The organism is Glutamicibacter sp. X7 (assembly GCF_054889245.1).
Genome location: NZ_CM142678.1, coordinates 489,673 through 516,415, shown reverse-complemented (window position 1 = coordinate 516,415; position 26,743 = coordinate 489,673). Strand labels below are relative to the sequence as shown.

At 59.8% G+C, this 26,743-nt stretch carries 33 protein-coding genes and 1 tRNA gene; 7 read left to right on the top strand and 27 right to left on the bottom strand.

Annotated features, from left to right (window positions below; all coding sequences use genetic code 11):
• The first annotated feature begins 131 nt into the window (after positions 1-131).
• The 6 genes from ACYU0X_RS02700 (at position 132) to ACYU0X_RS02675 (ending at position 3,238) form a co-directional block, all read left to right on the top strand.
• The gene (locus tag ACYU0X_RS02700) at positions 132-608 is read left to right on the top strand and encodes a nucleoside deaminase (RefSeq protein ID WP_309408943.1); all 477 of its coding nucleotides are present in this window, start codon (positions 132-134) and stop codon (positions 606-608) included.
• Between the two features lie 66 nt (positions 609-674).
• Positions 675-762, top strand: a tRNA-Ser gene (locus tag ACYU0X_RS02695).
• Positions 763-887: 125 nt separating this feature from the next.
• Positions 888-2,018 (top strand): tyrosine-type recombinase/integrase, encoded by a 1,131-nt coding sequence (locus tag ACYU0X_RS02690; RefSeq protein WP_461902091.1) that lies wholly within the window; start codon positions 888-890, stop codon positions 2,016-2,018.
• A gap of 337 nt (positions 2,019-2,355) precedes the next feature.
• Positions 2,356-2,532, top strand: a complete 177-nt coding sequence (locus tag ACYU0X_RS02685; protein ID WP_461902089.1) for a hypothetical protein — start codon at positions 2,356-2,358, stop codon at positions 2,530-2,532.
• Entirely contained in the window at positions 2,525-2,719 is a 195-nt protein-coding gene (locus ACYU0X_RS02680) for a hypothetical protein (protein ID WP_461902088.1), read from the top strand. Before ACYU0X_RS02685 ends, ACYU0X_RS02680 begins: the two co-directional genes overlap by 8 nt.
• 57 nt (positions 2,720-2,776) lie before the next feature.
• Positions 2,777-3,238 carry a hypothetical protein gene (locus ACYU0X_RS02675; RefSeq protein WP_461902086.1) on the top strand — a complete coding sequence of 154 codons (462 nt, stop codon included), beginning with the start codon at positions 2,777-2,779 and terminating at the stop codon, positions 3,236-3,238.
• A gap of 72 nt (positions 3,239-3,310) precedes the next feature.
• On the opposite strand, the gene ACYU0X_RS02670 is transcribed toward ACYU0X_RS02675, so the two are convergent.
• The 6 genes from ACYU0X_RS02670 to ACYU0X_RS02645 form a co-directional block, all read right to left on the bottom strand.
• Positions 3,311-3,712: a peptidoglycan-binding domain-containing protein gene (locus ACYU0X_RS02670; protein WP_461902085.1), complete on the bottom strand. Its 402-nt coding sequence runs from the start codon at positions 3,710-3,712 to the stop codon at positions 3,311-3,313.
• Between the two features lie 83 nt (positions 3,713-3,795).
• Entirely contained in the window at positions 3,796-4,209 is a 414-nt protein-coding gene (locus ACYU0X_RS02665; protein WP_461902084.1) for a hypothetical protein, read from the bottom strand.
• A 13-nt stretch (positions 4,210-4,222) separates the two neighbouring features.
• Entirely contained in the window at positions 4,223-5,056 is an 834-nt protein-coding gene (locus tag ACYU0X_RS02660; RefSeq protein ID WP_461902083.1) for a M15 family metallopeptidase, read from the bottom strand.
• Positions 5,057-5,153: 97 nt separating this feature from the next.
• Entirely contained in the window at positions 5,154-5,564 is a 411-nt protein-coding gene (locus ACYU0X_RS02655; protein ID WP_461902082.1) for a hypothetical protein, read from the bottom strand.
• A 1-nt stretch (position 5,565) separates the two neighbouring features.
• Positions 5,566-7,650, bottom strand: coding sequence for a glycosyl hydrolase family 18 protein (locus ACYU0X_RS02650; protein WP_461902080.1), 2,085 nt, complete (start codon positions 7,648-7,650; stop codon positions 5,566-5,568).
• A 2-nt stretch (positions 7,651-7,652) separates the two neighbouring features.
• Positions 7,653-8,123 (bottom strand): hypothetical protein, encoded by a 471-nt coding sequence (locus ACYU0X_RS02645; protein ID WP_461902079.1) that lies wholly within the window; start codon positions 8,121-8,123, stop codon positions 7,653-7,655.
• 74 nt (positions 8,124-8,197) lie between these two features.
• On the opposite strand from ACYU0X_RS02645, the gene ACYU0X_RS02640 reads away from it, so the two are divergent.
• Entirely contained in the window at positions 8,198-8,404 is a 207-nt protein-coding gene (locus ACYU0X_RS02640; protein ID WP_461902078.1) for a hypothetical protein, read from the top strand.
• Between the two features lie 27 nt (positions 8,405-8,431).
• Here the strand turns inward: ACYU0X_RS02640 and ACYU0X_RS02635 are convergent, their stop codons facing one another.
• From ACYU0X_RS02635 to ACYU0X_RS02535, 21 genes are all read right to left on the bottom strand, one after another.
• Positions 8,432-9,220 carry a phage tail fiber repeat family protein gene (locus ACYU0X_RS02635; protein WP_461902077.1) on the bottom strand — a complete coding sequence of 263 codons (789 nt, stop codon included), beginning with the start codon at positions 9,218-9,220 and terminating at the stop codon, positions 8,432-8,434.
• An 8-nt stretch (positions 9,221-9,228) separates the two neighbouring features.
• Complete coding sequence (locus ACYU0X_RS02630) at positions 9,229-11,883, bottom strand: phage tail spike protein (protein ID WP_461902075.1); 2,655 nt, start codon at positions 11,881-11,883, stop codon at positions 9,229-9,231.
• 9 nt (positions 11,884-11,892) lie between these two features.
• On the bottom strand, positions 11,893-12,657 hold the full coding sequence (locus tag ACYU0X_RS02625; protein WP_461902074.1) for a hypothetical protein: 765 nt from the start codon (positions 12,655-12,657) through the stop codon (positions 11,893-11,895).
• On the bottom strand, positions 12,654-15,365 hold the full coding sequence (locus tag ACYU0X_RS02620) for a tape measure protein (protein ID WP_461902073.1): 2,712 nt from the start codon (positions 15,363-15,365) through the stop codon (positions 12,654-12,656). Before ACYU0X_RS02620 ends, ACYU0X_RS02625 begins: the two co-directional genes overlap by 4 nt.
• 65 nt (positions 15,366-15,430) lie before the next feature.
• Positions 15,431-15,772, bottom strand: coding sequence for a DUF5361 domain-containing protein (locus ACYU0X_RS02615; RefSeq protein ID WP_461902071.1), 342 nt, complete (start codon positions 15,770-15,772; stop codon positions 15,431-15,433).
• A 35-nt stretch (positions 15,773-15,807) separates the two neighbouring features.
• Entirely contained in the window at positions 15,808-16,140 is a 333-nt protein-coding gene (locus ACYU0X_RS02610) for a hypothetical protein (RefSeq protein ID WP_461902070.1), read from the bottom strand.
• Positions 16,141-16,251: 111 nt separating this feature from the next.
• Entirely contained in the window at positions 16,252-16,815 is a 564-nt protein-coding gene (locus ACYU0X_RS02605; protein WP_461902068.1) for a phage tail tube protein, read from the bottom strand.
• A gap of 42 nt (positions 16,816-16,857) precedes the next feature.
• A complete protein-coding gene (locus ACYU0X_RS02600; RefSeq protein WP_461902067.1) occupies positions 16,858-17,214 on the bottom strand; it encodes a hypothetical protein in 357 nt (118 codons plus the stop codon).
• Entirely contained in the window at positions 17,214-17,459 is a 246-nt protein-coding gene (locus ACYU0X_RS02595; RefSeq protein WP_461902066.1) for a hypothetical protein, read from the bottom strand. Before ACYU0X_RS02595 ends, ACYU0X_RS02600 begins: the two co-directional genes overlap by 1 nt.
• Positions 17,459-17,794, bottom strand: coding sequence for a hypothetical protein (locus tag ACYU0X_RS02590; RefSeq protein WP_461902065.1), 336 nt, complete (start codon positions 17,792-17,794; stop codon positions 17,459-17,461). Before ACYU0X_RS02590 ends, ACYU0X_RS02595 begins: the two co-directional genes overlap by 1 nt.
• On the bottom strand, positions 17,791-18,210 hold the full coding sequence (locus ACYU0X_RS02585; protein WP_461902064.1) for a Gp19/Gp15/Gp42 family protein: 420 nt from the start codon (positions 18,208-18,210) through the stop codon (positions 17,791-17,793). The genes ACYU0X_RS02590 and ACYU0X_RS02585 overlap by 4 nt, the downstream gene beginning before the upstream one ends.
• A gap of 16 nt (positions 18,211-18,226) precedes the next feature.
• Positions 18,227-18,643, bottom strand: a complete 417-nt coding sequence (locus ACYU0X_RS02580) for a hypothetical protein (protein WP_461902063.1) — start codon at positions 18,641-18,643, stop codon at positions 18,227-18,229.
• A 77-nt stretch (positions 18,644-18,720) separates the two neighbouring features.
• The gene (locus ACYU0X_RS02575) at positions 18,721-19,761 is read right to left on the bottom strand and encodes a major capsid protein (protein ID WP_461902062.1); all 1,041 of its coding nucleotides are present in this window, start codon (positions 19,759-19,761) and stop codon (positions 18,721-18,723) included.
• A 20-nt stretch (positions 19,762-19,781) separates the two neighbouring features.
• On the bottom strand, positions 19,782-20,183 hold the full coding sequence (locus tag ACYU0X_RS02570) for a head decoration protein (protein ID WP_461902061.1): 402 nt from the start codon (positions 20,181-20,183) through the stop codon (positions 19,782-19,784).
• A gap of 15 nt (positions 20,184-20,198) precedes the next feature.
• Positions 20,199-20,822 (bottom strand): hypothetical protein, encoded by a 624-nt coding sequence (locus ACYU0X_RS02565; RefSeq protein ID WP_461902060.1) that lies wholly within the window; start codon positions 20,820-20,822, stop codon positions 20,199-20,201.
• A 90-nt stretch (positions 20,823-20,912) separates the two neighbouring features.
• Entirely contained in the window at positions 20,913-21,608 is a 696-nt protein-coding gene (locus ACYU0X_RS02560; RefSeq protein ID WP_461902059.1) for a hypothetical protein, read from the bottom strand.
• Positions 21,609-21,750: 142 nt separating this feature from the next.
• A complete protein-coding gene (locus ACYU0X_RS02555; RefSeq protein ID WP_461902058.1) occupies positions 21,751-23,175 on the bottom strand; it encodes a phage portal protein in 1,425 nt (474 codons plus the stop codon).
• Between the two features lie 2 nt (positions 23,176-23,177).
• On the bottom strand, positions 23,178-24,791 hold the full coding sequence (locus tag ACYU0X_RS02550) for a hypothetical protein (RefSeq protein WP_461902057.1): 1,614 nt from the start codon (positions 24,789-24,791) through the stop codon (positions 23,178-23,180).
• Positions 24,792-24,915: 124 nt separating this feature from the next.
• Positions 24,916-25,383, bottom strand: a complete 468-nt coding sequence (locus ACYU0X_RS02545) for a phage terminase small subunit (RefSeq protein WP_461902056.1) — start codon at positions 25,381-25,383, stop codon at positions 24,916-24,918.
• 24 nt (positions 25,384-25,407) lie between these two features.
• On the bottom strand, positions 25,408-25,941 hold the full coding sequence (locus tag ACYU0X_RS02540; RefSeq protein ID WP_461902055.1) for a hypothetical protein: 534 nt from the start codon (positions 25,939-25,941) through the stop codon (positions 25,408-25,410).
• A 285-nt stretch (positions 25,942-26,226) separates the two neighbouring features.
• Positions 26,227-26,583: an HNH endonuclease gene (locus ACYU0X_RS02535; RefSeq protein WP_461902054.1), complete on the bottom strand. Its 357-nt coding sequence runs from the start codon at positions 26,581-26,583 to the stop codon at positions 26,227-26,229.
• Positions 26,584-26,743 lie beyond the last annotated feature (160 nt).

Sequence of the window (26,743 nt, the reverse complement as noted above, 5' to 3'; positions counted from 1 at the left end):
AAAATCTACCAGCCGGTTACCAGCTGCACAGCGCTCCTAGCGCGAAAATTCGCGGCTCACCGCCAAGAATTGTGCCCAGCGAAACAGCCGCCGAGCCGCCCGCAGCGCAGTTCGTCCTAAAGTAGTGAACTATGGCCGATGTGATGGATCAGTGGATGCAACTTGCGCTCGACGAGGCACGCGCCGCGTTGGCGACCGACGATGTCCCCATTGGCGCGGTGATTCTCTCCCCCGACGGCACCGTCTTGGCCACCGGACGGAACGAACGAGAAGCAGGCTTCGATCCCACGGCGCATGCCGAAGTGGTGGCTATCCGTAACGCCGTGCAGGAATTACAGCGCCGTGGGCAAGAAGATGGTTGGCGGCTAGCGGACTGCACCCTCGTGGTGACTCTCGAACCCTGCGCCATGTGCGCCGGAGCCATCGTCCTGGCTCGCATTCCGAAGCTGGTGTTCGGGGCTTGGGATGAGAAAGCTGGTGCCTGCGGTTCGGTTTTCGACATCGTGCGTGAACCACGGCTAAATCACCTCGTCGAGGTGTACCCGCGGGTACGCGAAGCCGAATGTGCCGAACTCCTAAAAAGCTTCTTCCAGAGCAAGCGCCACTAACCCGAATGTGTTACCGGCCACTCGTTTTGGTGTTCGCACCATGACCGGTATAGAGTAATCAGGTCTGGTGACGTGTCCGAGCGGCCGAAGGTGCAACACTCGAAATGTTGTGTACGGTAACCCCGTACCGTGGGTTCAAATCCCACCGTCACCGCGTAGATTAAACCCCGGAATCCTTGTGATTCCGGGGTTTTTCTTTGCTCGAAAATCCCCTTGTTGCCGTGAAGCGCGAATTTGTTGCCACGGCAAAACGTCGGATACGAAAGGCAAAATCGAGCTATGGCAACCATCAGCGAACGAAAACAGAAGTCTGGTGCCGTCTCATATCGCGTTCAATGGCGCGATCCCGACGAAGGTCTCATGTCGCGAACCTTCCCTGATCCAGACAAGGCGAAGGATCTGCAAGCGTTCCTCAACGCGAACGGGAACAGCTTCAAGCTCGCAAACGAAGCCAAGGGACGAGTAAAGTCCAAGGCACCATCCGTGCGCGAGATCATCGATCGCCACATTGACGGACTCGGCGGCAATATCGAGCCGGGTACCGCACGCGATTACCGGTCCTTTGCTCGCCGGCACTTCACCGATCTAGGCGGGATCCCGGTGGACCAGCTCACCACGTCGCATGTGCGCACGTGGTTTGACGCTATGGCACTGGCCCCGAAGTCGAAGAAGAACGTCCACGCGCTCCTATCTGCCGCGCTGCGCACCGAGCTACGGCGCAAAGACTCATGGATCGAAGCAAACGTCGCCGAGGGCATCCGCACGCCAAAGTCCACGAAGAAAACCCGCGACCCCGTATTCCTATCGAAGGACGAGCTTCAAACGCTAATCGACGCGCTGCCGTCCGAGGTCTACCGACGCATGATTGACCTGAAAGCGTACACTGGGCTGCGTTTTGGGGAAATCACCGCTCTGCGCCGAAGTCACGTGCGATTCGTGCGCGGACGATACCTGATCGATGTGCGCGAAGCGTGGAAGCGTCACGCAGGGAAAGAGGACGGCCAGCCCCTCGGCGCCCCTAAAACCAGTAAGGGCACACGCACAGTCACGCTCGGGAAGGCCGCGGCGGAGAGGTTCGTGCCATGGCTGGAAAAGGTCAAGGGTGACGATCTGATTTTCACAGTGCCGTCCACCGGGTCGCAGATCACCAGCTCCTACTTTTCTCGGATCATTTGGCGGCCTACTATCGACACTCTCATGAAGCCCGCCGAGGGTGGCAAGCCGAAGCTTCACGCACGGCCTACACCGCACGACATGCGACACACGCACGCTTCCATGCTGATCGAGGCAGGTGTCGATCTGCCGACCATTCAAGAGCGTCTCGGGCACGAGTCGATCACTACGACGATCGGCACCTACGGGCATCTAAGGTTCGACGCAGACGCCAACGCCGCCGACGCGCTGGACTAGGTGTTAACGCAAAAATGCCGCCCACCTCGTCGTGAGGTGGGCGAGTAAAGTTTTTTGCTAAATTTCTCCCTTGTGGGCTTGCTCTACGTTTTATAGCGCGCTATAATATTTATGTAAGCACAACAGAAAGGGAACTATCATTGAAAACCTAGCAGGAATCGCGGCAATCGTTACCGCAGGGTTCTACGGAATCAAGGTCATCTTCGAAATCTTCAAAGACTGGCCAAGGAACGGAAACGGGAAGCGTAAGGCGAAATAAGGAAACCCCCTACCCGTGGTGCTCCAGCTACCACGGTTAGGGGGAATCCCCTCTAGGTTACCAAGCAAAGGTGAAGCTATGAACAAGAAACAGAAGAACCTACTAGGCGGTTCGGTTGTGGTGCTAATTCTCGCCGCCTACGCAACCTGGGGCACAAGCACAGCACCGGGGCTACTCGTTGCCCTGTGGTCAGTCCTAGGTGTCGTTGCCGTCGCTGTAATCGTTGCCTATCGCTTAGCAGGTCGCCATGAGTGATCTGGATCGACTGCGAATGCTAGCGGATCAGCTGGCGGTTCGGCGCGCAGAGCATGAGTCCGCCCGCGAAGAATTGCACGACGCGATTCGTGATGCGCTCGCAAACGGTGTTGAGGTTGCGACGGTCTCTAAGCACTCTGGCATTTCGAAGCCGCGTATCTATCAGATTCGCGACCGTCGCAGGTAGTTATTTCGTCCACCGTCTCGGTTAGACTCAGACTCGATCCCCCCAGAAAGGCACGTCATGAAGCATTGGAAGATCGCCGCCGCTGTGGTGGCTGCTGGACTCGCGCTCACCGGGTGCACGCCCGTCGAGGTCGAGCCAGCCCCAGAGACCGCCCCAGCCGTCCCCAGCGACGCGCCGAAGGCCAGTAAGCCCGTGGCCGAGCCAGCCTCAAAGGCCAAAACCTCGGTAGACGATTCGCAGGAGCGCGCCGACAAGATCATGGACCAGTTCCTGGCTTCCTACGATCGAACCAGTTTTGACCAGTTCTCAGACGGTACCCCACATCAGCTAATCAAAGATTGGTACTTGAAGTCGGACGGCAAGACGTTCGTTATCGTGGTTTCGAACGACGCAAACCGCTTTAGCTGGCTGGCGGAAGATTTTCTTGAACGCACGTTCTATGAGAACGATCTTTACAGTGCGACTGTCCTCAATGAGGATAGCTGGGGAGCAACGCGAACCATTTCGGATATCAAATAGATTCGTGTTGTAACGTAAGAAACGAGGGCAACCGCCCGATGTTTCAGGTGGTTGCCCTCGTTTTCTCAATGGCTAGCTGGCGAATCCGTAGTTTCGATTCAGGTACAGTTGCCAAGTCTTGACTACGGCGGTATGCGCCCAGCCAATTGTGCAGCTACCGCCGGCGCAGTAGCCAATCATGTAATTACCACTGCCGAGCAGGTAGTAAGCCGCGTCACCCATGGCCGCCTTGGTCATGTTGCCGAATTGGCCGTCTACCAAGCCTTCGTAGTAGCGGTCATAGGGGTAGAAGTGCTTGCGCTTTTCCCGCAGGAATCCTTGAAGCGCAAGGGTTGTCCAATATCCCCATACGCCGTCCGCTTCCCGGGACTTTGAGTAATAACCGACATCCTTCAGATAGTTTTGCAGGTTGACGGTATCGCCGAAGCTCCATGTGCCATCGACAGAAGTCTTTCGAGGGAGATAGTTAGCCATGGGTTATGGCTCCTTTCTGCCCGTTCGTGGGCATGTAAAAGCCCCGCAAGACTTTCTTGCGGGGCTGGTTTTTTGGAGGTGTCCTACTTGTGCGTGTACTCCGTAGGTTCACCGTCGCCAGGTTCGTAGCGTCCCGGGTCGGCCTGTGTGGGCGCATGAGGGCCACTGATAGGGTGCGCGGTGCGTGCAGCTCGGGCGGCGCGTTGCACGGCCTGATCGAACGTCAGAGGCTCGTCACGGGACGCGGCCGCGAGGAACGGTAGGAACCGCTGGAGGAACGCCTCGACGCCGGGCAGCGCCATGATGCGGGTGATCGCACCGGCGACCAGCAGCACGCCACCTACGGCTCCGGTGGCCATCTCAGGCAACTGCTGGGCGGCCGCTTCATAGATCAGCGGTGCCAGTCCGGCCAGCGCGATCACTGCGGCGAACAGGGTTCGGACGGTGGCGCGCCACGGGTGTGTGCCCTGAGTTGTGGTTGCTTCGTGCTTAGCCATGTGATTGGCTCCTTTACTTCATGTGGTTCTGGGTGTTGAGGTAGCTCTGGAACGCTCGGATCGTTGCCGGGCCGAGCTTCCCGTCAATCAGCCACTTGCGGGTGTCCAGGTGGCCCTTCTTCGCGAGGAACTGCTGGAGAGCGCGAATCGTGGCCGGGCCGGGATCGCCGTCGATGCGCCACTGATCCTGCGGATAATAGCCGAGGCCGCGCAGCCAGTTCTGAACAGCAGCCCACGTGTAGTAGCCGGCCTTTCCGTCGATCGCTCGGTGATACTCGTCAATCGCGGTCATCACGATCTGAACGGCCTTCACGGTCTGCTTGCCCATCACGCCGTCCACGGCCAGATCCTTGAAGTCGGTTGGCTTCGTGGAAGGCTTGGTCTGGCTCGGGCTGGACTTGCCACCGGTCGGCTTCACGTTGCCGAGAGCACCGGCGCGGATCTTGTCCGCCACCTGCTTGATCTTCGCGTTGCCGCCCATCAGCTCGATGTGCATCGCGTCCGGGCGCGACCACTCGCCGCCCCAGCGGGCCGCGCCGTCCACGTCCTTGATGATGCGGCGGATAGTGCGGATCTGCTTTCGAGTCAGAGTCTTGTTGGTGGCCACGCCAAGCGGATGCAGTGGCGCGTTGATATCGACCGCGCAGCCGGTGGCGTGCTCGGAGATGATTCCAGCGTTGCCGCGCACGTCACGGGATGCGAAGCCCCATGACTGCCACGGCTTGATCGGCTCCACTTCGGCGTCCCACCGGGCGCAGATGTAATCGAGCACGACAGCGTGGTCGCCGCCGCGTACCTTGCCGGTGATCCATTCGAAGCTGACAAGCCGAGTGTCGGAGCTGGTCATTACGTCCCAGCCAAGGCGACTTACCGCCATAGTGATCCCCTCCTAAGGGCATAGAAAAAGCCCCGGCGTGAGATCCGGGGCGTGGGTTGGGTGGTTGTCAGTTGTTGCGGGGCTTAGTGCGCCACGTTGCATGTAGTTCGCGAAGCATCGGCTGCCATTCGGCGGTCTCGCTGATGTGCTTATCGAGCGCGTCAGCAAGCCTCCCAACTTTCGCCTCAGTTCGGCGCTGGGCGTCATTCATAGATCCGCCGTGGTTCGGCGTCACTTCGTGGTGGATCTTCTCCACCCGCTCTTGCAACTCGCCGAGCTTGTCCGCTTGGGCGTCCATGCGCTTGGCGATACCTGGCTCTTCGTCGGTGCCGACCAGCGCGTTCACGAGGCCGACGAACTTTCGGATGAACGGCCACGACTTGAAAAGCGTTCGCACGCACAGCCACAGCACGAAGATCACCAACGCGGCGGTGAACATCCGCTCGGGTACTAGTAGGTCTGTCACCCATCCGGGCATGTCATGAATCCAATCGTTTGGTGTCTGGGGTGAGTTCTCCGCCTGCGATGGCCGACCATGCGCGTACATCTTCTTGTCCGAGTGACCACATGGCGATGCCTTGTAGTCCCCAGTCGAGGCGGGCGCGGGAGAGCCAGTGTGTGATCGTGGTTGCGTCGGTCATGTAGACGATGGATGCGCCGTCGCGGTCGAGCAGGTGAATGCGTCCGAGCCACAGGTCATGATCGAGTGGACGGACGCGCACGGTCACGTCGTTGTCGGGCAGCACGGGAACGTCTTTCCAGTGCGCGTAAACCCAGTCGAGCGCGATCCCGGTTGTGCGGGTGGCGCGCTCGTCCACGTCCGTGGTGGGCCGGAACCGGTTCTTGGCGTCCCACGTGACACCGGTTCGTTCGATGCGGCCAAGCACCCGAGTCTGCCCGTTGATTTCCACCTCGATGGCTTCACGCGGCATGTACCACCACGCATCGCCGAGGTAGACGTGATCGATCCATGCGGTGCCGGTCGAGTTGTACCCGGTCGGCCCACCCGGCGGCGTGGTCTGCGCCTCAAGCTGTAACGGCACGCTGGTTTCCGCGTTGGAGAAGTACACGCGGGCGGAGCCTTCACGCACACGCAACGCGAGCACGCACCGGCCGACCTGCGGGGCACCGCCGACGATCTGCCCGCCGACGTTCTTCGACGCCAGCACCGTGGAGCCGCGCTTGAGTCGGAGCGCGCCGCCGTTGGTCAGTTCTGCGGTGATGCCCTGCGAGGTGATCGAGAACGTGCCCACGGTGGCGAACTGGAACCGCGCCATCGCGTAGAGGCCTTGGCTGCCGAAGTTGTTGTTGAATGTCAGCGCATCCGAGCCGCGATACTGCCGGTAGGTGTCGGTCACGTCGTGGTGCTTCCATCCCCCGGACTGCGTGTAGATCTGATCGAGCTGGGCTTGGCTGGTGGCGTAGTCATCGATGATGGTCGCGGCCACCGGGTCGCGCTGGATGATCTCAGCCGTGAGAGTGAAGCCCTTCTTGGGTGAGACCAGGTTTCCTTCCGCGCTCATGACCATGGCCGGGTTCATCGCATAATCGATATGCGAGCTGCCCACACTGTTGTCGGCGATCGACCACTGCGGAGTGCCGGCCGGTAGTCCGTAGCGGACCGCGTACTTCCGGTTCTGGAAGATCCCGGAGGCTACACCGGATGCGGCCGCCCACTGGGTAGGCTCCAGCCAGTCGTATACGTCCAAGAATCCCCAGATCGACTTGCTGGACGGTTCGCGGTAGCAGATCCACCCGATGGGGTGGTGTGTGCCGGAATCGGACCATGCGCGGGCGCCGGTGAAGTATTGCCACGCCGCATAGTAGGTGCCGGACACGCCGCGGCGGGTTTCGCCGAGGTTGCTCGGGTAGTCGTAGATCTGCCAGAAATAGCTGTAGAGCGGTAGGCCCATGCTGATCTTGGAGGGCGTGATCTGCGAGGCCGCCCAGTCGTACACCTGCTCGAGCCAAAACCCCGGGCTAACTGGGCCGGGCGCGGAGCCGGACCACGCGAAATCGTAGGACATGACCGAAACGTGGTCGAGGATCTCGCCAAGCTGTTTGTAGCGGACCCAGTTCTCGCCGCCGACCGAGCCGGTGGCCGTGAGTGCCGGCAGTGCGCCGCTCGACTTCTTGCCAAGGGCGTGCGCCCGGTCGGAGACGATGCGGAAAATTTCCTCGGAGTCGGCCGAGCGGAAGTTTCCGCCGCCTTCCATGTCGATATCCACGCCGTGCAGCCACGGGTAGAGTCCGAACATCTTCGCAGCCACTTCGTCGGCGAGGTGCGCCCGGGCGGTCGCGGAATCGCGCAACGCTTCGAAGATGGCGTGCGGCCCGTCGTTCGGGTCATCGAGGTTGCGGAAGCATCCCCAGAAGCGGATGTGTGGCCACTTCTCCCGGTACTGGTCGAGCAGTGCCGGATCGAACGTCTGCGTCAGCGTGCCGTCAGCGGAGACTGACCAGCCAAAGATCGAAATATCAGTGATCCGATCCCCAAACTCCTGGAGCACCATCCGGATTCGTTCGGTCCAGCTGAGGCCGACCCAGCACCATACGTTCGCCATTGTTAGGTCCTTTCGTTCCACATCAGCCGAAGGTGTAGCCGGTTCTCGATCTCGGTTTCGAGGGCGAGGTCTTGACGCTCGGTGATGATCGGAGCGCGGCCCCATCCAGCGGTGGCGGCGTGCGCCCCACTGTCGGCCGTGGCTGATCCGTTGAGCCGCCCGAACCGGTACGAACCGATGCGCGTCTGGCCTTGCGCGTCGAGAACGCGCATCCGGACCGGCGCGGCCTTATCCCCGTTGGATAGGGCCACTACGTCCATGCCCGGGTTCACCACACCGTTGCGGTACTGCGCCCGGTTACGAGTGGTCGCCACCTCGACGGGGTTCGGCACCACGCCGGTGGCCTGCTCCCCCGCCTGTAGTTGCACGTCGGTGATGCGCACCGCGGCCGAGTCCGGAACATCGGTGGCCACGATGCGCAGCTTGATCGAGGCGAGTGGCTTAGATGCGAAGATCGGTTGCTGGAGACGCATTAATCCGCCAATTCTAACCTGTTTAGTTAATGCTATAATTGTTAGGTAATATACGAAAACTAAAGGAACAAATAATGAAATATAGAAATGTTTCTAATGCCACCGGTGAGGTCTACGGCGAAGAGTTCGAGATCGACACGAGAGGTGAACCAATTGAGTTGTCTCGCCTACGACGTATATCTGCGCGAAAAGCATTGGAAACGTTGAGAGTTGAGAAATGGTTCGACGCCTATGTCACGCAGGCGCTTGTTGGCGACAGGTGGGTAACCGTGATTGCATAACATGCAATAGATACGCAGACCGGCAGACTATGCGCCCCGCAGAGGTTCGAAGGCCGACCACGTGTCATCGGTCTGCGCCATCCGATATAGCGGGGCAATCGTCGGGTCATTGTATGGGTACAGGTGTTGCACCTTGGCCGCAACGAATGTACTGGAACCGAAGTTGACCAGCGTCCAGAATGATGTAGCCGCGGGCCAGCCATCAGAGCGGGACACAAGACCTACGCTCACGCCGCCCGGATAAGTTGAGGGCGCATCAGTGCCCGCCTTCTGCCGATACCCGAGATCGGTCTTATCCAGCTTCGTTTTGTCTGCGGCCGACATGAACCCCGCTGCCGATTGGGTGGCCACCGCGTGAGTGTGGCTCGTGTTCGATTTCCCGTCCAACGCGGTTTGAAGCCCGTTCACGTCCCCGACCGCGTGGGTATGTCCGGTGTTGGACTTCCCGTCGAGCGCACTCTGTAGCCCGGTGACTTGCCCGATCGCGTGGGTGTGGCTGGCCGAGGCCTTGCCGTCGAGGGCGGCTTGTAGGCCGGACACGTCACCGATCGAATGCTGATGCGACGTAGGCGGAAACAGGCTAGGTTTGCCCAGAATCTCGTCCCAATACACTGGCGTGCTCCCTCCCGTGTTGTCGCTGGTCATGCCCGCCGCCCACGGCAGTTCAGTAGTATGTGGGAGCCATCCAGAGGTTGCGGCCCCCGGCTGGAGCATCAGATCAGTTACCCGAACCGATGCCCCAGCCGGAAGATCTCGCACACGCACCCGCAACCGCACCTTGGCCGGACGCCCCGAAAGATTCAGCGATCCTTGCACGGCACCTCCTAAGTGATTTCTAGGGTGACGGTCTCCGTAGTGCCGTCCTCATAGGTGATCTCGGCGATGACGGCGAGGTCTGGCACCCACCCGGCTGGCCCGTCCGATTCCACGTCCATGCTGAACGCGTAGGCGGTCCGGTTATCGGGTTGGACGGTTTGCTCGATCCACCGCTCGCCAGCTCCAGAGAACTCGACCGCGTAATCGCCGGTACCGTTGCCCGGTACGATCTCGGCACCAAAGTGTGCCCAGTGCGCCCGGTCATTATCGAAGCGCCCGTTGAGCAGGAGATTGAACGGCACCAGGTCGAAGGTTCCGACCCCGGCGCCGGTCTCCAAACTCCCGGCTTCCTCGCCAGATCCGCCGCCCAGCTCGCGCAGCTTCGCCGAGAGGGTGATGCCCGAGTTCTCCGGGCGCATCAGGTCGTACTCCAGCTTTACGATGCGTTGCTTCTCGCTGATGCCTACCTCAGAATCGACCACCGTCACGAAGTCGCCGGCGTCGAACCGGTCAAGATCCGAGCCGGTCTTAGCGGACATGTCCGCCACGGTCACCTCGTAGGAGTACGACGGCTTAGACCGGTTCGCCAGCGTCGCGTTCGCCATCGCCAGCATCGTGAACGGCGAGGTTCCAGACTTGAAGTCATACACGGCCACACGCAACTCGGTGGTGTAGCTGTAGTCCTCCACGTAGTCCTTGCCGCCGTTCACGCTGGCGATCGTCAAACCGTCCGCGTTACGGGCGTAGATCCGGGTAATCAGGCTCGTGGTGTCCACAACACGCTTCGCCTCGGTAAGGTTCTTACCGTAGAAGAACCCCACGCCCTGGTCTCGCCCGGATTTGGTGACCAGCGAAACCTTTTTGGCCTTGTTATCGAAAATCAGATCTCCACCATGCGCGGACTGCACAGTGCGTAACAACGCCAGCGGGTTAGTGTCCTCAATGCTGTAGGTGCGCAACGTGGTCACGTTGGCGACGCCGAGCGTCCAACCGGTGCCCTGTAGCGCCAGCATCATCACGTCACCCGCGGCAACCTGCCGGAACTCCTGCGCCGGGATCTGCCCCGCATAAGCCAGATCATAGAAGCGCGCCTCCGCATACACCTGTTTCAGCACCAGCCCACCGGTGCGTTCATCGGTGATCCGTCGAATACGGTACGGCTCGCCCGCAACCTGCACCACGCGTTCAGGTTGGATCAGGTGCGCGTGCTTGTGCCCGGACGGGATCGCGAACTCGATGAACTGCTCGCCGTTGACCTCGTTAGTGACCACAGCGGCCACCGGATCGGCCAGCACAGCATTGGGCAGGGCATCGTCCCACAGGATAATCGGTGCCTCAGCATACTGTGGTGTCTGCGGCTCCGGATACTCTCGCGGGTTCACGTAGACCTCAACGGTCTGTGTGGCCGATCGGTCCAGATCGTCGTAGAGCGTCACGGTCACAAGGCCGGTGCCGGTCTTGAATCCAGCCGCTAGCGATAGGCTGCCATTGGTCACCTGCCCGGTCACCAGATCCGGCGCGTCCACCTGCCAGCGCGGGGCGCCCTCCACTGTGAAAGTCAGCGGCACATTGACCAGCTCGCCTTGCTCCATGTTCTGCGCGGCGATCGGCTCCAGTGTGGGCGGTGGTCCGGTCGGCTCGGTGATCTCGATGCCGGTGAATACCTCTCCGGATTCCAACGGGATCGACCAGCGCAGCAGGCCGGTGAAGCTCGACGGCAGCGTGGCCCCGCTCGTCCATGTCGCCCCACCATCGGAGGACCAGTGCGCGGTAGTGCCCGCCGGCGCGCCCTGCACCACAGGGTCAATCGTCCATGAGACATGTTCGGCGCCGGTGTTCAGGGTGCGGGAGTTGAGCGCAGTCACCGACGTGTCGGACACTGCGAAGTAGGCTTCTTGCCCGGCCGCTTGCCCGTCCGCCCAGAGACCGCGGGCCATGGCATCGGCGAACCCGGCGAGGTCGAAGCTTGTGCCCGGGTGGGCCACGATCGCTTCGTCAAAGGTTCCGCCCGTCCAGTAGCCAGCGGTCTGCAAGCTGAAAATGTCAAGGTTCGCTGTGCTGGCCGTGTTCGGTGCGCCGGAGAGTGCCCGCGCTGGCCCGACCCATGAGGCTTTCGTGTCAGCGTTGACACTGAACATCTGGCTCGTCAGAGCGGCATAGTCCACCAGCACGCCGACGAACTGGAACCCGAGAGTGCCGGTCCACGGTGTGGTCTCGTACTGATCCAGCACCGAGGCACCACCGGCACCGTAGACATTGTGTCGGATGCGCTGGGAGGATGACGCGGTGGAAATATACGCCACCGGGTCAGAGCCGCCACGGGTAGACATGAGCGGATTGAAGCTCATGGTGTAGGCCTGCTTCACCCACAAGCCCATGAGCAACTTCCCCGAGGTGGGCCAGAGTCCGGCGAAGTGCGGTAGTTCGAACCGGCCCTTATCAGTGGCAGGGTTGACGGTATTCAAGCCCATCTGCTTGCCCCACTGGCCCGCCAGGTATCCGTCGTTCGCGCCGCCCGGGATACGCTCCCACATCCGCGACGGATCCACGGAGTCAGCGTAGAACGCCCCGGTGTCCGGCGTGATGCGCTGGAGCGCGACCGGGTTCAAGCCCGGGAAGTTCAGCGGGATCTCTCCCGAAAACATGAACCGGTTATCAAACACGCGAACCTCCTAGATGCGGCAGTAGTTCGGATACAAGCGGCGCGTACCAGTCGGCGCACCAGCGCAGGACACAACCACCGGCACGCCCTGCCGAAGCACCGGCCGGTCAAAGTGCGACATGTGGGGAACCAAAGATTCCACCTTGTTGCCTGAGCCATCGTGGATGTAGAAGTCCCACGTGGAATAGTCCAGTACCGCAGTCCCCGATGCGGTGCGCGGCTTCGCTACAACGACCTGCCACGTACCGATCTTGACTAGTGTTTCTTCTCCGGCCGGGAACTCAACGCGAGGAAAACACGACGTGTTACCGCGGGTCGGCGTGAAGGTCACGTTATCGACGAAAGCTGAAACCTCCGGCGCCACCTCGACCGCGTGGGGTTTGCTGGTGGTTTCGAACGTGACCTCCGCCCGAAACGTGAACCCGATATCGCGCTGCCAGCCCATCCGAGACCAATCAACCTGACCAGACACCACAACATCGGGGAACTTCCAGTCTTGATCGGTTTCCACAACCAGATCTCGCGGCCCGACGCTAGGGTCGATCATTCCGACGAAGTTATCGCGCCGCATCGCCGTTTCCGTAGGAGTGGGACCCTGAATGATCACGTCGAACACGAATGTACTGTGTGTCTGCCGGATTTGTGCGAAAAACCGTCCACCGCGTGGAAGGTCTACGGCATCCAGCGCTAATCCTCCGAGCGACGGCCACGCGGTAAGCGTGGCCGTCACCCCAGCGAGGCTGCCCGAGTTTACGCCGCCAAAGACGAAGCTCATGCGGTCGGCCCTCCTAGATCTGGTCGCCCATTAGCGCGGCCCGTGCGCCCGGAACGAGCGCGAAGCCCGCGAGACATTTCACCCACGCTGACTTCCGCAAACACCGGCCGGTCGGCAAGCTCACGCAGCGCCTCGATGATGCGATCGACAGGAGACATGTCGCCTGAACCACCACCGGTAGACAGATCGCTGGCAAACTCAGGGACGGCAGCACCGACACTGAATTGCGGCTCGTCTAGACCGTTGATCTCGTCTTGAATGCCCGACATTTCATTGCCGATGCTCTTACGCCCGTCATGGAGCGCGCCAGCCACCGATTCGCTGAACGTCTTACCGACAGACAAGCCCGAGTACGCGACCCATCCACGGCCAGAGAACGGGCCTTCCTTGGCCGGGCTGAACGGGAAGAAATCACGGATTCGGCCGATACCGTTCTGTACGGCACCGACAGCGTTGCTAAACCCTTGCTTGATGCCATCCACGAATCCAGAGATCAACGACTTGCCCGAGGCGATCAACTTCGACCCCAAACCAGTGAAGTACCCAACCACCTTGTTCGGAATATCCCGAATGAAGCTCAGCGCATCCGAGAACGTGCGCTTCACTGATCCAATGAACTTCGATCCTGCCGAGACGATCCCCTGCCAGATCTTGGAGAAGAACGAACTGATGCCGCCCCACACCGAGTTCCAAACAGCACGGACCGCGTTCACTCCGGCCTGAATCCGAGTTCGGACGTTAGCGATTGCGGACTGAGCAAAGCCGACGATGCCATTCCAAATATTCGTGAAGAATGAGCGGATGCTGTTCCAGACATTAGTCCAGACAGAACGAACGGCATTCAGGCCATTCTGAATCGCGTTTTTGATCCAATCCATTGCGGACTTGCCGAATGTTTTGATGCCTTGGAAGATCGACATGAATAAGTCCATGTGCCATTGCCACGCGTTGCCCCAGAAATTCTTGATGGCATTCAGAACGGTGGTGATGACGGACTTCACTACGCCGATCCCGACCTTTACCGCAGTCGTAATTCCGTTCCATATGGTGGTGAAAAACGAGCTGATTCCGGTCCAGATCGTTTGGAAGAACGAGCTAACCGACGTCCATACGGTTGTCCAGACCGTCGAGATGACCGAAAGGCTGGTCTGGAAGAACGCCGTGATGTTGGCCCACGAGTCTTTCAAGAAGCCCACGAAACCGGACCAAATTTGCTGTCCGATCTCAGTCTGAGTAAAGAACCACACAAGCCCGGCAACAAGTGCTGTAATAGCTGTGACCACGATCCCGATTGGGTTGGCGCGCATGGCGAGGTTCAACCCTCGCTGTGCCACAGTTGCGGCGATGGTGGCCACGCGAACCGCGGCCATTTTCGCGACGGATGCGGTCTGAATCGCCATGTTCTTGATCCAGGCGCCTGTGTTCAGCACAAGGGCTTTAGTTCCGGACGCAATTCCACCAATCACCGACCGGACTGCACCTCCGACGGTTCCCATACGCCCAGTGAAGGTTGAAGCGGCAGCGGTGCTACTCATGAACCCCGCCCGGAAACTGGACAACGCGGTGACAGTCTTGGAGGTCGCCGAAATCATTCCGCCGGCAGCAGTCGTAACCGCACCAAGCCCCGTCGAGATCTTGCCGATCACAATCAGAGCTGGACCAGCCGCCACAGCAAACCCAGCTACGTTTAGCACCAAGCTCTGCATCTGTGGCGATAGTTGAGTGAACCAACCGACAACGCCCTTGATGCCGTTCGAAATCGTGGTGAAAGTCTTGCCGAGCTGCTGACCGATAACGGTCGCGAACTGCTTCATTTCCGGCGAATCAAAAGCGCTCTGCAAGTCGCCCAGTGCAGTTTTGATCTGAGGGAAAACCTCATTGAGAGCAGTCGCGCCAAGGCGTCCGAGCGCGGCCCGAGTATTGGCGAGCGATCCGGTCATGGTCTCACCGGATTTCAGAGCGGCGCCACCAAGTCCGGATTCCATGGCCTTCTGGAAGGTTTCGAAGTTGACCTTGCCCTCGCTGGCCAGCTTCAGTGTTTCCTCGGCAGTTGTCCCAAGCTCCTTGCCGAGAAGCTGAATGATGGGAATGCCAGCGTCGTTGAGCTGGGCGATTACATCACCCTGGATCTTGTTCGAGGCAGCAACCTTGTTGAAGATTGCACCCATTTCGTTCATTCCGACACCGGCGATCGTCGCGGCGTCGCCAGTGAGTTTGAGGGTTCGCTCGAGTTCCTTGCCGGGCTTCACGCCGGCGGCTACTGCCGATGCGGCCACGCTGGCAGCTTCATCGAGTCCGAACGCTGTACCTTTCACTGCGGCGTTGGCGTTCTTCATGATCGCTTCGACGGACTGGGCGGAGTGCCCGAGTCCACTCAGTGCCGCCTGCGCGTTCTCGATACCTGTTAGGCGCTTCCAGCCGGTGGCTGCGGCGATGCCCCCAATGGCGGCGGCCGCGCCGAGCGCTGGCTTCGTAATGCCGCTGTTCAGCTTTGATCCGAAACCGCCGATCTGACCGCCCAGATTGCTGAACTTGGCACCGATGGTTTTCAGGTTCAGGGATGCGCCTATAGCCCCGGACAGCTGGGCACCTAACTTAGTTCCCGGTGCCTTCATGTCAATACCGGACAGCTGAGCCTGAATCTGCTTGGTCGCACCTTGTAGCGACGGAGCGATATGCACAATCGCAGACGCCAACGTAATCGACATTCGGCACCCCGTTTCAAGGCATAGAAAAGGAGGCCCCGCACGAATGCGAGGCCTCCTTTCAGTGGTTATTTGCGCTTCATCGCCAGCCGGCGCTTCACTTCGTCAATGGTGAGCGACAGGGCGCCAGTGAACTTGCCCTTTTCCTGCTTCTTCGGTTCGTCACCGGGACGTGGAATTGGCTTTGGCCGGTTACGGTTGCGCTTCGCATCCTTCGTCTTGGCCCAGACAAGCCATCGCAAAGAATCCGCAATGATCGCGAGCAGGTACTCAGCGATACCCCACCGGGACCGTTCAGGTTCGCGTTTACGCCAATATGCCGAATCATGCGGCAGGTTATTCACGATCGCCCGAAGGTCGCTCCACGTCAGCGCGTCCGTGCCGAGATCTCGCAGCCGCACCCCGCGCACGATCAGGTCCGCCTCGATCGCCTCGCCCCACTCGTCTAGGAGTTGGTCGAGGCCGAGGATTCCCCCAACGTGATTTCAGCGTTCTGCGGCGCACTCTCCGGCTTTGCGTTCGGGTCATCAAAGCTTGCGATGCCAGCATCCGACAGGATCTTCTTGCATTCGCCAATCGTCAGGTCGTCGGCTTCTTCCTGCGATACGCCGGGGAAAAGGACAGGGATAATATCCCACGCGACTTCTAGATCCTGCGACTCGTTGAGCTTTTCCAGAAGCGGCTTGAGTCCCTGAATCTGTCCACGCTTCAAGTGATCCATATGGATCTTCGGGTGCTCTTTGCCGCCAATGTTCACGGTGGAAATGTTGTCAGCCATGGTTGCCACGCCTTTCTTTGGTTGCCGCGCACAATAAGGTAGAGGTGGGCACGACCGGCGCGGCTAGACAAGAGCCGTGCCCACCAGTTTGGGAAGCCCGAGCGGGCTAAGTTATGCGACGATTTCCGCGATGTACTCGATAGCGGTGTTGCCGTTTTCGTCCGGGAACGCGCCGAGAGTGACTTCGTAACCGATTGCCTCGCCGTCCACGTACACCACGTCGCCGATCTCGTTGACCTTGGCGTTTGGTACGACAATGCGCTTGACCTTGTTACCGGTCATCAGGATCTCAAACACGTATAGGCGGTTCGGCAGTTCCTTGGCGTTGTGCAGCACCGCAATGTCGCCGGTAGTTGCGTCTACGGTCACGTTGTCCGGTCCGTAGACTTCCTTCAAAACCAGCTCGTGAGTTTCGATGAACACGAACGTGAAAGTTTCTTGGCGGGAGGTGCGGACTGTAAGAACCGCGTCGCCACCCCACGCCACGATCGTTTCAGTATCAGTCTCAATCGAGTTGGTCAGGCCCTCGTCGGACACATACCCCATGCCGTTCAGCCCAGAAGGCAGTGCGGTGCGGGCATCGGTAGGTGCGGTAATGGTCGTGTCGCCGGCGTAGATGCCGCCAGCGGCAGTGGGCTTGCCAACCGAAACGTTGGCAGCAGATGGATTAGCCACGGTGGCCGTCCTTTCGATAAGCGCCGCGCCTTCAAAAGGGGATCAGTCGAATTTGGTAACCAGCTCGACAACTATCTGGTAGCGGGACTGTCGCGAATCCGGGTCCGGGAAGTGGTAGACCGACGAAACGTTCACTCGGCCCACCCACGGCAGTGTTGCCGCGTCGCGGAGCACCTGGGCAACCTGCATTGCGAGATCTCCGGCCGCCGGCCGGTTCTCGGCCCATACTTGGACCGCGAGGATCGGCGTCCCAGTAATACGCCCTTCCGGCCCGCCGGTGCGTTCTACAGTGACGAATCGACTAGGACGCGCACCAGGAACCTGCGTGGACACGAACAGGCCCGCAAGATCTGCATGGACACCCAACCATTCATCAACGATCAAAGACTCAACGTTCATCAACGCCCCCGATCGATGTTCTTGAGCAGCGTCTGTTCACGGGTGTTTTTCAGCTTCGCTTCGAACGTGTCAGCCTTGGCCTGAGCGCGAGCACGCGTGCGTCCAACAATCACGTCTGCGCTGAAACCTTCTCCAGCACCGTCTGCGACGGCCTGCGCTCGGCGAAGCATGTCGGCTTGGACCTCTGGAGACTTCAAAAGCTGTTGTGCTCCGCGAGAGTTCATTTTGACTTTGACCTTCGCCATCAGCCCTCCACTCTTTCGAGTTCGACCGGCATCCACCATCGGGTTGGCGTGTTGGCCAGCGTCAGAGGTTTAGGGTCGCCGACGACTGGGCAAGCTGACTCTCCGCGCACCTTGACGGATGTTCCCCGCAGAGACCCGCTGAACGTTTTCGGAAAGTGAAGCGTCCACGCGATCTGAACGCCCTCCAACCGGTTCGAGTCCACAACATCGGCACGCGGCCCCGGAGCGACCAGCACGTCCTCCACGGTAGTTTCGACCTCGCCGTATTCCGGGATGTTCCCGGGCAGGGTTCCGATCTGCTCGCGGCGCACCACCACAACCGTCTCGCCGATCATTTGTAGTACCCCGACTTCGCGTGAAGCGTCCGGAACGGTTGACGCGGTTTGGAAGGCAACCATTGAAGTTCGTCGTCCAAGAAATACAACCGGCCCGACGACAGCGTGTTGTCCACGGTTTCCGAGTTCGTTTCGGAGTACGGCGTCGCACCTTGGCTGATGGACCGTTGCCGGATGCCGTTCGGGTTCATCAGGCGACGACGCACCGATTCCACAACAGCGTCTCTAGCCGCCATGATCAGCACGTCGTCGCCCTGAATGTATGTATCGATGTCAATTCCGAGCTTTCGCCCGATCAGACGCAGATTGTTCGAGGCAGTTTCAAGCCAGCGTTGCACCATGCGTTCCTGCTCCACGGTGAGAGGTTCAGCCCACCCTTCGGCAACGTCATCAACGGTGGCAAACGGTACAGCCATGATTCAGCCTCGCTTACTACTCAGTAGGGATACCTTCAGCTTCGAGAGCTTCGCGGATATCAGCGGCAGTGGCGTCGTCATCAACTTCGAAGCCCTTGGACTTCGCGTATTCGGCCCACTTCGACGCCGAGCCACCGCGTCCACCCTTCGGTGGAATCGGCACCTCAGCAGGGGCCTCCTGTTGGTCGCCATCGCCTCCGGCATTCTCGCCGGAATCATCTCCATCGACGGCGTCACCCGAAGCGTTGTCACCGCTCTGCTCTTCGATCTCTTGCGGCGCCGGATCTTCGGACGGATCGTCAAAGTCAGATTCTTCAACAATGACGTCCGGGTTCGTGATCAGCGGAACCGCCCATTCTGGAACCTCGCCGGGCGCCAAGCACCGTGCCCCGAAACGTGGGTGGAGCACATGCACGAAAGTGTTGATCTTCATTTCTAAAACCTTCCCTAGGCTCACCTGTGGGCGCTCCGTGCTGAGACACGAGAGCGCCCGCAGAGTGAAGCGATTAGTTAGACCGTCGCGATCAACAGGCGCTTAGGGGCGCTCAGGACCGGCATTGCCACAGCATCCACGTAGGTGAACTGGCGGAACGGAACGCCATCGGACTTCACAACAAGCCCCACGATGCCCGGGGCCTCCTGGAAGGTCATTTCGGCCTTGGCCGAGTTCACCAGCTCCAGTGCGGTGACGGTGACACCCCATGCGGTATAACCGAGGTCGGCGAAGTTCGACGGGCGCAGGATCACGCGGTTCTCCGCGATCGTGCGCGTCATGGTGCCGTCGATATCTACCTGAGTGTCGTAAGGGCTTCCGAAGGTCGGCAGCCCTTCGCCGATCAGGTAGTCGTTCACATCCACCAGACGTGCCACGGTGCGACCAGCGGCCGAGCCGTATACGGCGTTGATAACCTCAACCGAACGCAACGCGTTACGGACCTGCGCCTGTGAGGTGCGCATGACACCGGCGCTTACACCGTTGGTGGCGCGGTACTGATCGTTCCACAGCGTAATGTCGGTCAGCGGCTTCGAAGTCGCCGAATCAGCCCACGTTACAGCGGCAGACACCTTGTGCTCGGCTGGGACGCCGAAGTCAGCTTCAAAGCCGACCAGACCGTTCTCGTTGATGGTCAGAATGCCATCTTCGAGGACGTCGCCCCATGCCTGTTCGAGACGGGCCTGCACCTCGCGGGTCAGCATCTCGGTGTCGTCGTAGATCGCGTTCACCAGGGCTTCCTTGTTGGTGCCCTGAGTGCGAGCGAATTCGAGCTGCAAGCGCTCGTATTCACCCATATTGGTGCTGGTGGACAGCGGGATCATGCCCACCGATCCACCGTTGGCCTGATCTCGTTCGGAAACGTGCACACGGCCGTCGAACGAGCGGTAGCGAGCGGTGCGGTTGCGTCGCACGATCTCCGCGAAGTTGATCGTGTTGCCCTGAACGGTGCGTGCAGGTGCCTCAGTAATGAGGGTGTTCTGCGCATCAACGGGAACTTCGCGAGCAAACGCAGTTCCCGCGTCCGGGCTGACAGGTGCGTCAAAAACGATAGCCATTTTCTACGTCACCGTCCTTTCTAGTCGAAGATGATGTGGGTCAGCGCAGTGCGAGCTGCGGCATCCAGTGCGCCCTTGCCCGATGCCAGCGGCAGACGGTCGGCGTTCACGTAGCCGTGGTCGAACAGCGCGCCACCTACTACCAGATCGCCGTCCTGCACGGGCAGGGAGCCGAACAGGAAACCTGCCGGAGTCTCGGTGCCGTCGGTTGCGGCCGCATCATATGGGCCGAACTTGCCCGAAGCCGTAATCTTGCCGACCACGGTTCCGGAAGGAATGAACCCGTTCGGGTGAAGCCCAGCGAATGCCGGCACGTCGAGGGTGATGTTTGCATTGGCTCCCGGCTCGGTGCCGTGCGGGCCACGAAGCCACGAACGGTTCTCCGACTGGGCATCCCAACGCTTGACGTTCAAAGAAGTCATTGTCGTTAGACCTTTCTAGGAATTCTTACCGAAGCGCTTAGATGCTTCGGCTTGGCCGGCAGCCCGGCCGCTGGTTTTCATGCGCTCGCGATCGCCCTGCCCGGGGATCTGGTTCCCTGACCCTCCGCCGGCTTGGGCTGGGTGGCTGTTCTGCTCCACCCACTCGAGAATCGCGTCCACGTCTGCCGCGTCGTCCTTGACGAAATCAGGACGGTCGAAAGCCGCCTGACCGTCGATAACTCGCCCACGGAGCGCAATCTTCAAAGCGGTGTCGGCTTCACGGCGTGCGGCATCTGCCTTTGCCGAAGTAGTTGCCTTCTGAACGGCTTCCTCACGCTGACGATCAGCATCAGAAAGTTTCTTCTTCCGCTCGTTTTCGCGTTCGTCTACGAGGCCCTGCACCTGCTCCGGAGTGATATCTCCATAAGCTTTGACTCGGCTCTCGTGTTTGCGCGCCTGATGCTTCCAGTAGGCGGCCTGCTGATCCGGGGTCATGTCCTTCACTGCCGTGTCGGCCGGGAAACCCAGATCGTTCTTAGCGCCTTCCGTATCCTTCGGTTCGTTGGTTGGCTTGCCGCCACCTCCGTCACCGTCCGGCTGGTTGAACATCAGGTAGGGGTTGGTGAATCGCTTGCGCATGATTATTTGCTCCTATGTCAGGAATGAACCGCATGACGCGGAAAACCCCTACGTCGGGTGACGCAGGGGTAAGCATTGAATTTGGCCCGGCTACAGTTCCGGGCCGGTGAACTTATCGGTCCGCCAGGTCAGGACTGGCCCAATTTCGCCGTGCTTTCGTGTCAGGATCAGATCTGTGTAGTCACTGACCATGCTCTGCTCGAATTTGCCGATGCCGAGCAGGCGCGCCCCACGCTCTGAATCGCCGAGCTTCGCAGCAATCTGATCGTGAGTGGACTCCAGCAATGCTTCATCAATGACCTGGTAGTCCTCGCCCGGGTCCACGGTGAAAGGCTTCACGCCACAATCACAGCCGGGATGGATCGGCATAAGGTCGCCGTGATGATACCGTTGCGTGGACGCAATCACGCACATGGCGCAGTTTTCACGCCCTGTCAGCGTTCGCATGAACTTTGTGTACCGGGTTCCCTCCATTGCGGCAGCGGCCGCATGGGTCTTAGAGAGCTGAATCCCGGTGGTCACAATATCCACGAGCCGCCGCTGCCCCTCGCCAATTGCCGCTTGCACCGTCTTGCCCGTATACAAGGCGGCGTATGTAGACGCAAACGGCCGATGATAAAGCGTGCTCGCGTCTACGCCGCGTAGCTTCTGCGTAGACGCTTCGAACACGGCGCCGTCTTGCACGCGGCCAAACTCGGCGAGCGCCTGTTTTCGAATATAGGCGTCCGTCAGGTTGGCGACTCGCTGTTGGGCTGATTCGATGCGTGGAATCAGAGTTTCTAGCATTCGGTTGAAGTCGGCGTCACGGTAGGCGCCGAGACTTCGCCATGTTCGTTCGGCTATAGCTGTGATCCGTGTTCGAACCTTGTGAACCTCGCGGTCGTAGGCAAGGTCTAGGCGTGTTACCACGTTGCCCTCCAAACCTTTTCTAACCCTGGGCTGGTTGCTGTCCGGCTTCTCCGGGCGAAAGGGCGGCGAGAAGCAGTGCTTCGTCTGATGCCTCTGCTTCGACCTGCTGGATCTCCGATGGGGTCATCTGCCACACCTCACGGAGGATCGTGCGGAGCGGAAGCTTCTGCGCGATCTGCGATGTAGCTGATGCTTTGTCGGTGATCGTGTACCGTTCGGCCGGCATGAAGCTCACGCTGATATCGGATTTCGCCGCACGTTCCTCGTCGCCTTCCGTGAGGAACACGAGGTGCAGCACGTCTACGAGGAAACGGCGCAAACGTGCTTGCTTGTCCTCGACGGCGAACTGCAACCCTTCACGTGTGAAGCTCGCTCCTGACGCAGATTGGTTGTCCGGAGCGAACATGCCCATTGGGCGGCGTGCCACAGCCGCCAACGCTAATTCATCGTCGTGGATCGCTTTCAACAGGCCCTGTACGTCAGTCTGGGTCGATTCCCACACCTTCGCGCCGGACGGAAGAAGGAACCATGACCCCGGATCCGAAGTCAATACGTCCTCTAAGCTGTCTACGTCGAACGTCTCGGCGAGCTTCCCTTGCGCGTCAGCTTCCGGATCGTCAACATCGGCGATAATTGCTCGTTGCTTGTACGCCTGATACATGACGATGACAGTTAGCTGGAACATTAGCCGGTTGATGCGGCGCATGTGCGGCAAGTGCGGCTCGAATTCACCCTTGCCCTTGCGGTTGCGAAGTCGAACCACAGGCACGCGGGAATGCGTCAGAGTCACACCATCCGGCCCGCCAGCTTCGTCATCCCATGACCACGCCTCGGGGTCGAAGCTCTTTGGCGCATCGCCCTCGGCGTCAAGCTTGGCAACAAAGGTGCGCGCCAACCCGTCATCGAAGTACCGTCCGGCGACCATGACCGTGGCGAAGCTCAGGCTTTGGTCGGAGTCGTGCCAGAACTTAGCAGCTGCGCGAAGCTTTGACTGGTAAAGCGGGTCATGGAACGTTATGCATTCGCGAGGGTCCTCATGCGTGACTACCACTTTGCCGTCATCGTCTGTGCCGATCAAAGCGTAGGCGTCGCCCGCCCAGAGGAACGTTTCGACAAAAGTCGAGAACTCGACGTCGAGGCTATTGTCCAACCAGAACTTCCACGCCTTTTCGTCAGGCTGATCGCCAGACACCGAGGTGCGGATATCGCGGACCGACAGGCGTTCGCGCATGGAGCCAACGATCAGTTCTGCCCAGTTCGTGGTTGCTTCGGCTTCGAACTCACGGAAGGCTTCACGCGCCTCGGACACGGCCGCAGGTTTAGGCGGGTCGCCCTCGTGCCACGCGTTCAGCTCTTCAAGGCGCTGTAGGCGACTCTCGCGCTTCTTGAACGCCTTTTCGAGCCACCAGCCCGGAGTGTTCGGGCGGTCAACAGCAATAGCCACGTTTACCCCCTCGCTTTTAGTCGGCGAATGACTCGCTTCTTCGTTGTGGTTGAGATTGGCTTGGCGCCACCCTTGATCGCGTCAAGACGTGCTTTCCACGACAGAACAGCAGCCATGCCAGCGTCGAACTTCAAATGCATCTTGCCGTCTTGCTTCTGCATGACGTACAGCGGTTCGCCGAAGTCATCGAGCATGTTCAGCTTCTTCTTGCCCGCGTTGCCCAGATGGCGCAATAGGTCATCGTATGGAGAAGGCGTCTCCATCGGCTTCCAGACGGGATCTTGGCTACCTCCGAAAGAGATCTTTCGAGCGTCGATCGCTTCCTGATACTCGCGAAGCGTATAGGCCATCATGACATGCCGCTTCGTATAGAACTCTTCGACTTGATCCGGGTACTTCGCATACCAAGAACCAAGAGTTTCGGTCCAGTGCGGAGGATCGCCATAGAGCTTATAGACGCGGTAATAGGACATGGCCCATTCGAAGGTCTGAGTGACTTCATCCTCGGGCACTTCCCAATCGTCAGCCAACTCTGGCCGTTCCCACAGCCCGATAAGCTCCTGCAACCCAGTTTCGATATCCGTAGCCACTAGAGCAGTGGAATCTCGGAACCGGGCACCGTCGAAACCGAGGGCAACGAATGCACCCTTCGGAATGCGACGCCCCGGGCAACCGAGTGCGCGGAGCTTCGTAGAATCAAAGAAGTGCGAATCGGATCGCCGCCACCGGTTCAACCAAACGCGTTCAAGATACGCAAGATCCGCACGAGGGCGATCCCATAGCTTCGCGATGGATTGGAACTGGCCGGGGCCAAACTCTCCGACCGGCCCGGTAGCCTCAGCGATGGCCGCCACACGATTTTTCATTGCCTGTTCGTGCGTGACCTCTTCAACGCCTGGAGCAGCTGGGCGAGGCATGAAATCCTTATGTTCGTCTCCCGCCCAACGGGCAAAGAAGAACAACGCCGGAGCTTCCATCTCGCCGCGGTCGATCATCTCGGCTTCGTGGCGCACATCCTCTTCGATAGACATTTCACCCGGAGCGCCAGCCGTAGACGTATAGAGCGCCCACGGATCTTCCAGCGGACGCTTAGTCAGGTTCGCACTCATGGTTTCGTGCGCAGCCTTAGCCGAGGGAAGAATCAAGCGGTGCGGTTCGTCAAAGTGCTGGAACGTCGTCAGCGCGCCATCGCGAGAACCCGGCGAGTTCGCCACCGGCACTGCCTTACCGTCCTCCCGGCCCCGATAGTCCAACCGGATGATGCGCTCTAGTGAAGCATCGAACAGATGCGAGTCCGGGCCTTCCTCAATGACAGTTTTCAGGACGCCGTAAGCAAGCTCAGAAACCTGCTCGGCGTTGACCGCCATCATCGGAATGTAAGGCTGATTCACTGGGCGCCCTACCGGGTCTCCGTTCGCGTCGAACCCATCGCACCGAACCGGCGCTTCTGGGTGAAGCTCGCAGAACGTAATCCAAGCGGCCTTCTCCGTCTTGGCCATACCCTTTCGCCATTCGATAGCGCCACGAGAGAATCGGCGGCGGCCAGCCAGTTCGTGACCTTGCGGATAAACCTCGTAGAGCCGGTACAGAGCGCCAATGAACTCGTCATCAAGCACCGCAGGTTCGCCCTTCAACGAGCCAGGACCAAAAACGCATCGCTCTTCAATGAATTGGGCAACGGCTGGCCCAAGAGTCGGGTACGAAAGATCGAGCGGCGGCACAATCAGTGTCGCCACGTGATCACCCCATAAGTTTCAAACGCGGGTCATCGCCCTTGGGCTTACTCACGCCCTGTCGGCGGCGGTCCCGGCGCTCTTCGGCCTCGTCAGCGGCCGCGAACTGGATCTTCAAGCGGGCGCGGTCCTCTGGGGTCGCTCCGAACTTAGCAACACGCAGGCGCAGTTCGCCGGCCAATTTGGTTTCACCCGACCAGAACCGAGCGTGCAACAGTGCCGTATCCAGAAGCTCCGACCAATCCGTTGAGGTGAAATCGTCCGAAAGCGGAGAATCCGCCCACATCTGCCACCACTCTCGAGTGCGTGCTGGCCAGTTGAACGTCTGAGACGTCATTTCACCGTCGATCTCTACCTGAACATCGAAGTCTGGTAGATCCGGCTGCGCAACAGGTTCAGCAACGATCACCCGAAGGTTTCCGTTGTTCGAACCGCGTCCGCCGCGGCCGGTTGGAGCTGGCCCACGTCCTGCCATTGTTGACCACCCCTCACGAAGTAGTTAGAAATCAAATGCGTTTCCAGTGACCGCGATATAGCGGCCCACCGTGTAGCGCTCAATGTTGCGACCGTCGCGAATTTTCCGGCCCGGCCCCTCGGGCGCTTCGACAAAGACATGAACGCCATCCCCGGACTGCGACAGTTCGGCGAAGATCACCGGCTCCGGGATTGACCGGATAGCCTCAGCGGCCCATCCGGCAAGATTGCCGCCGTCAAAGCAATGATCAAGGTCGTAACAGCCGATACCATCGCCAAGGACGAAGCCCAGCCCGACTCCAACAGTCGAGCCTTGCGCTACACCGTAAGAATCCCATGTCGTCGGATCAGTCGATGATGCCGGCGTGCCATCAGTAGATAGCGGACGCTTGAACGCGTTACGACGAACCCAGCGATCACGAGAAGTCATAGCATCGGGGAACGGCGAGCGCTTCCCTGCGCGGTGCGCATACACCCGGCATTTTTGCGTACAGAACTTTGCTCCGGCGCGAACGATGTTCATTGGCCCGTGACAGTATCCGCAACGCTTCGATTCCATACCCTAATTCTATCATCCCTGTAACGGATAATTCCCAGAAACAAGCGGATGTGAGGCCCTTGGTCAAACAATCCTAAGCAAACAGTCGGCAATACCAGGCGCAGGGTCAAACAAGGCCACCCAAGGCCCGAAAGCCGCTCAGAATAGACCTCACGACCCCCCGGCGGCCCAAAAACCCCAGACTCTCGCAGAACAAAATCAACAGCACCTCACCGGCGATCTGGGGCCGCCCCCGGGGAGGGGGATGGAGTCCGGGGTGGTTGAGGTTTTGTATCACCTGTTGTGTTAGTTGGGTTGTGTGCGTCGGATTTTGCGTCTGGCTTCTTGGGCCTGTTGTTGTGTTTCGATCTTGTGGCAGTGTGTGCATGTTGCGCGCCCGTTGTTGAGGTCGTAGCGTGCGCCGCCGCTCTTGATGTTGACGATGTGGTCTGCTTCGGTGGCTCGGACTGTGCAGCCTGCGTGTCGGAGTTGGCAGATACCTTTGTCGCGTTTGAGGACTGCGGCTCTCCATGCTCGGTGTTCTGCGCCTTGTGCGTGGCTTCGTCCTGTCCATCCGTGGACGGTGTGGTCTGGGCAGTAGCGGGTGTTGGTGATTCGGTTCTCGCACCCGGGGATGGAGCATTTGCGTGGTGCTCGTGGCATGAGTGGGGTTACCGCCTAAATGTGTGTTTCCTCGGCAGGCGGGGCCTCGTGTGCAGGAGGATGGTTACGAGTTGCCCGGTGGGGCTGCCTTGCCTTCATTCCGTTCGCGTCGGCCCTGGGTGTGTGCGAACGGTGATGTATGACCGAGGAAGTTTAGTGC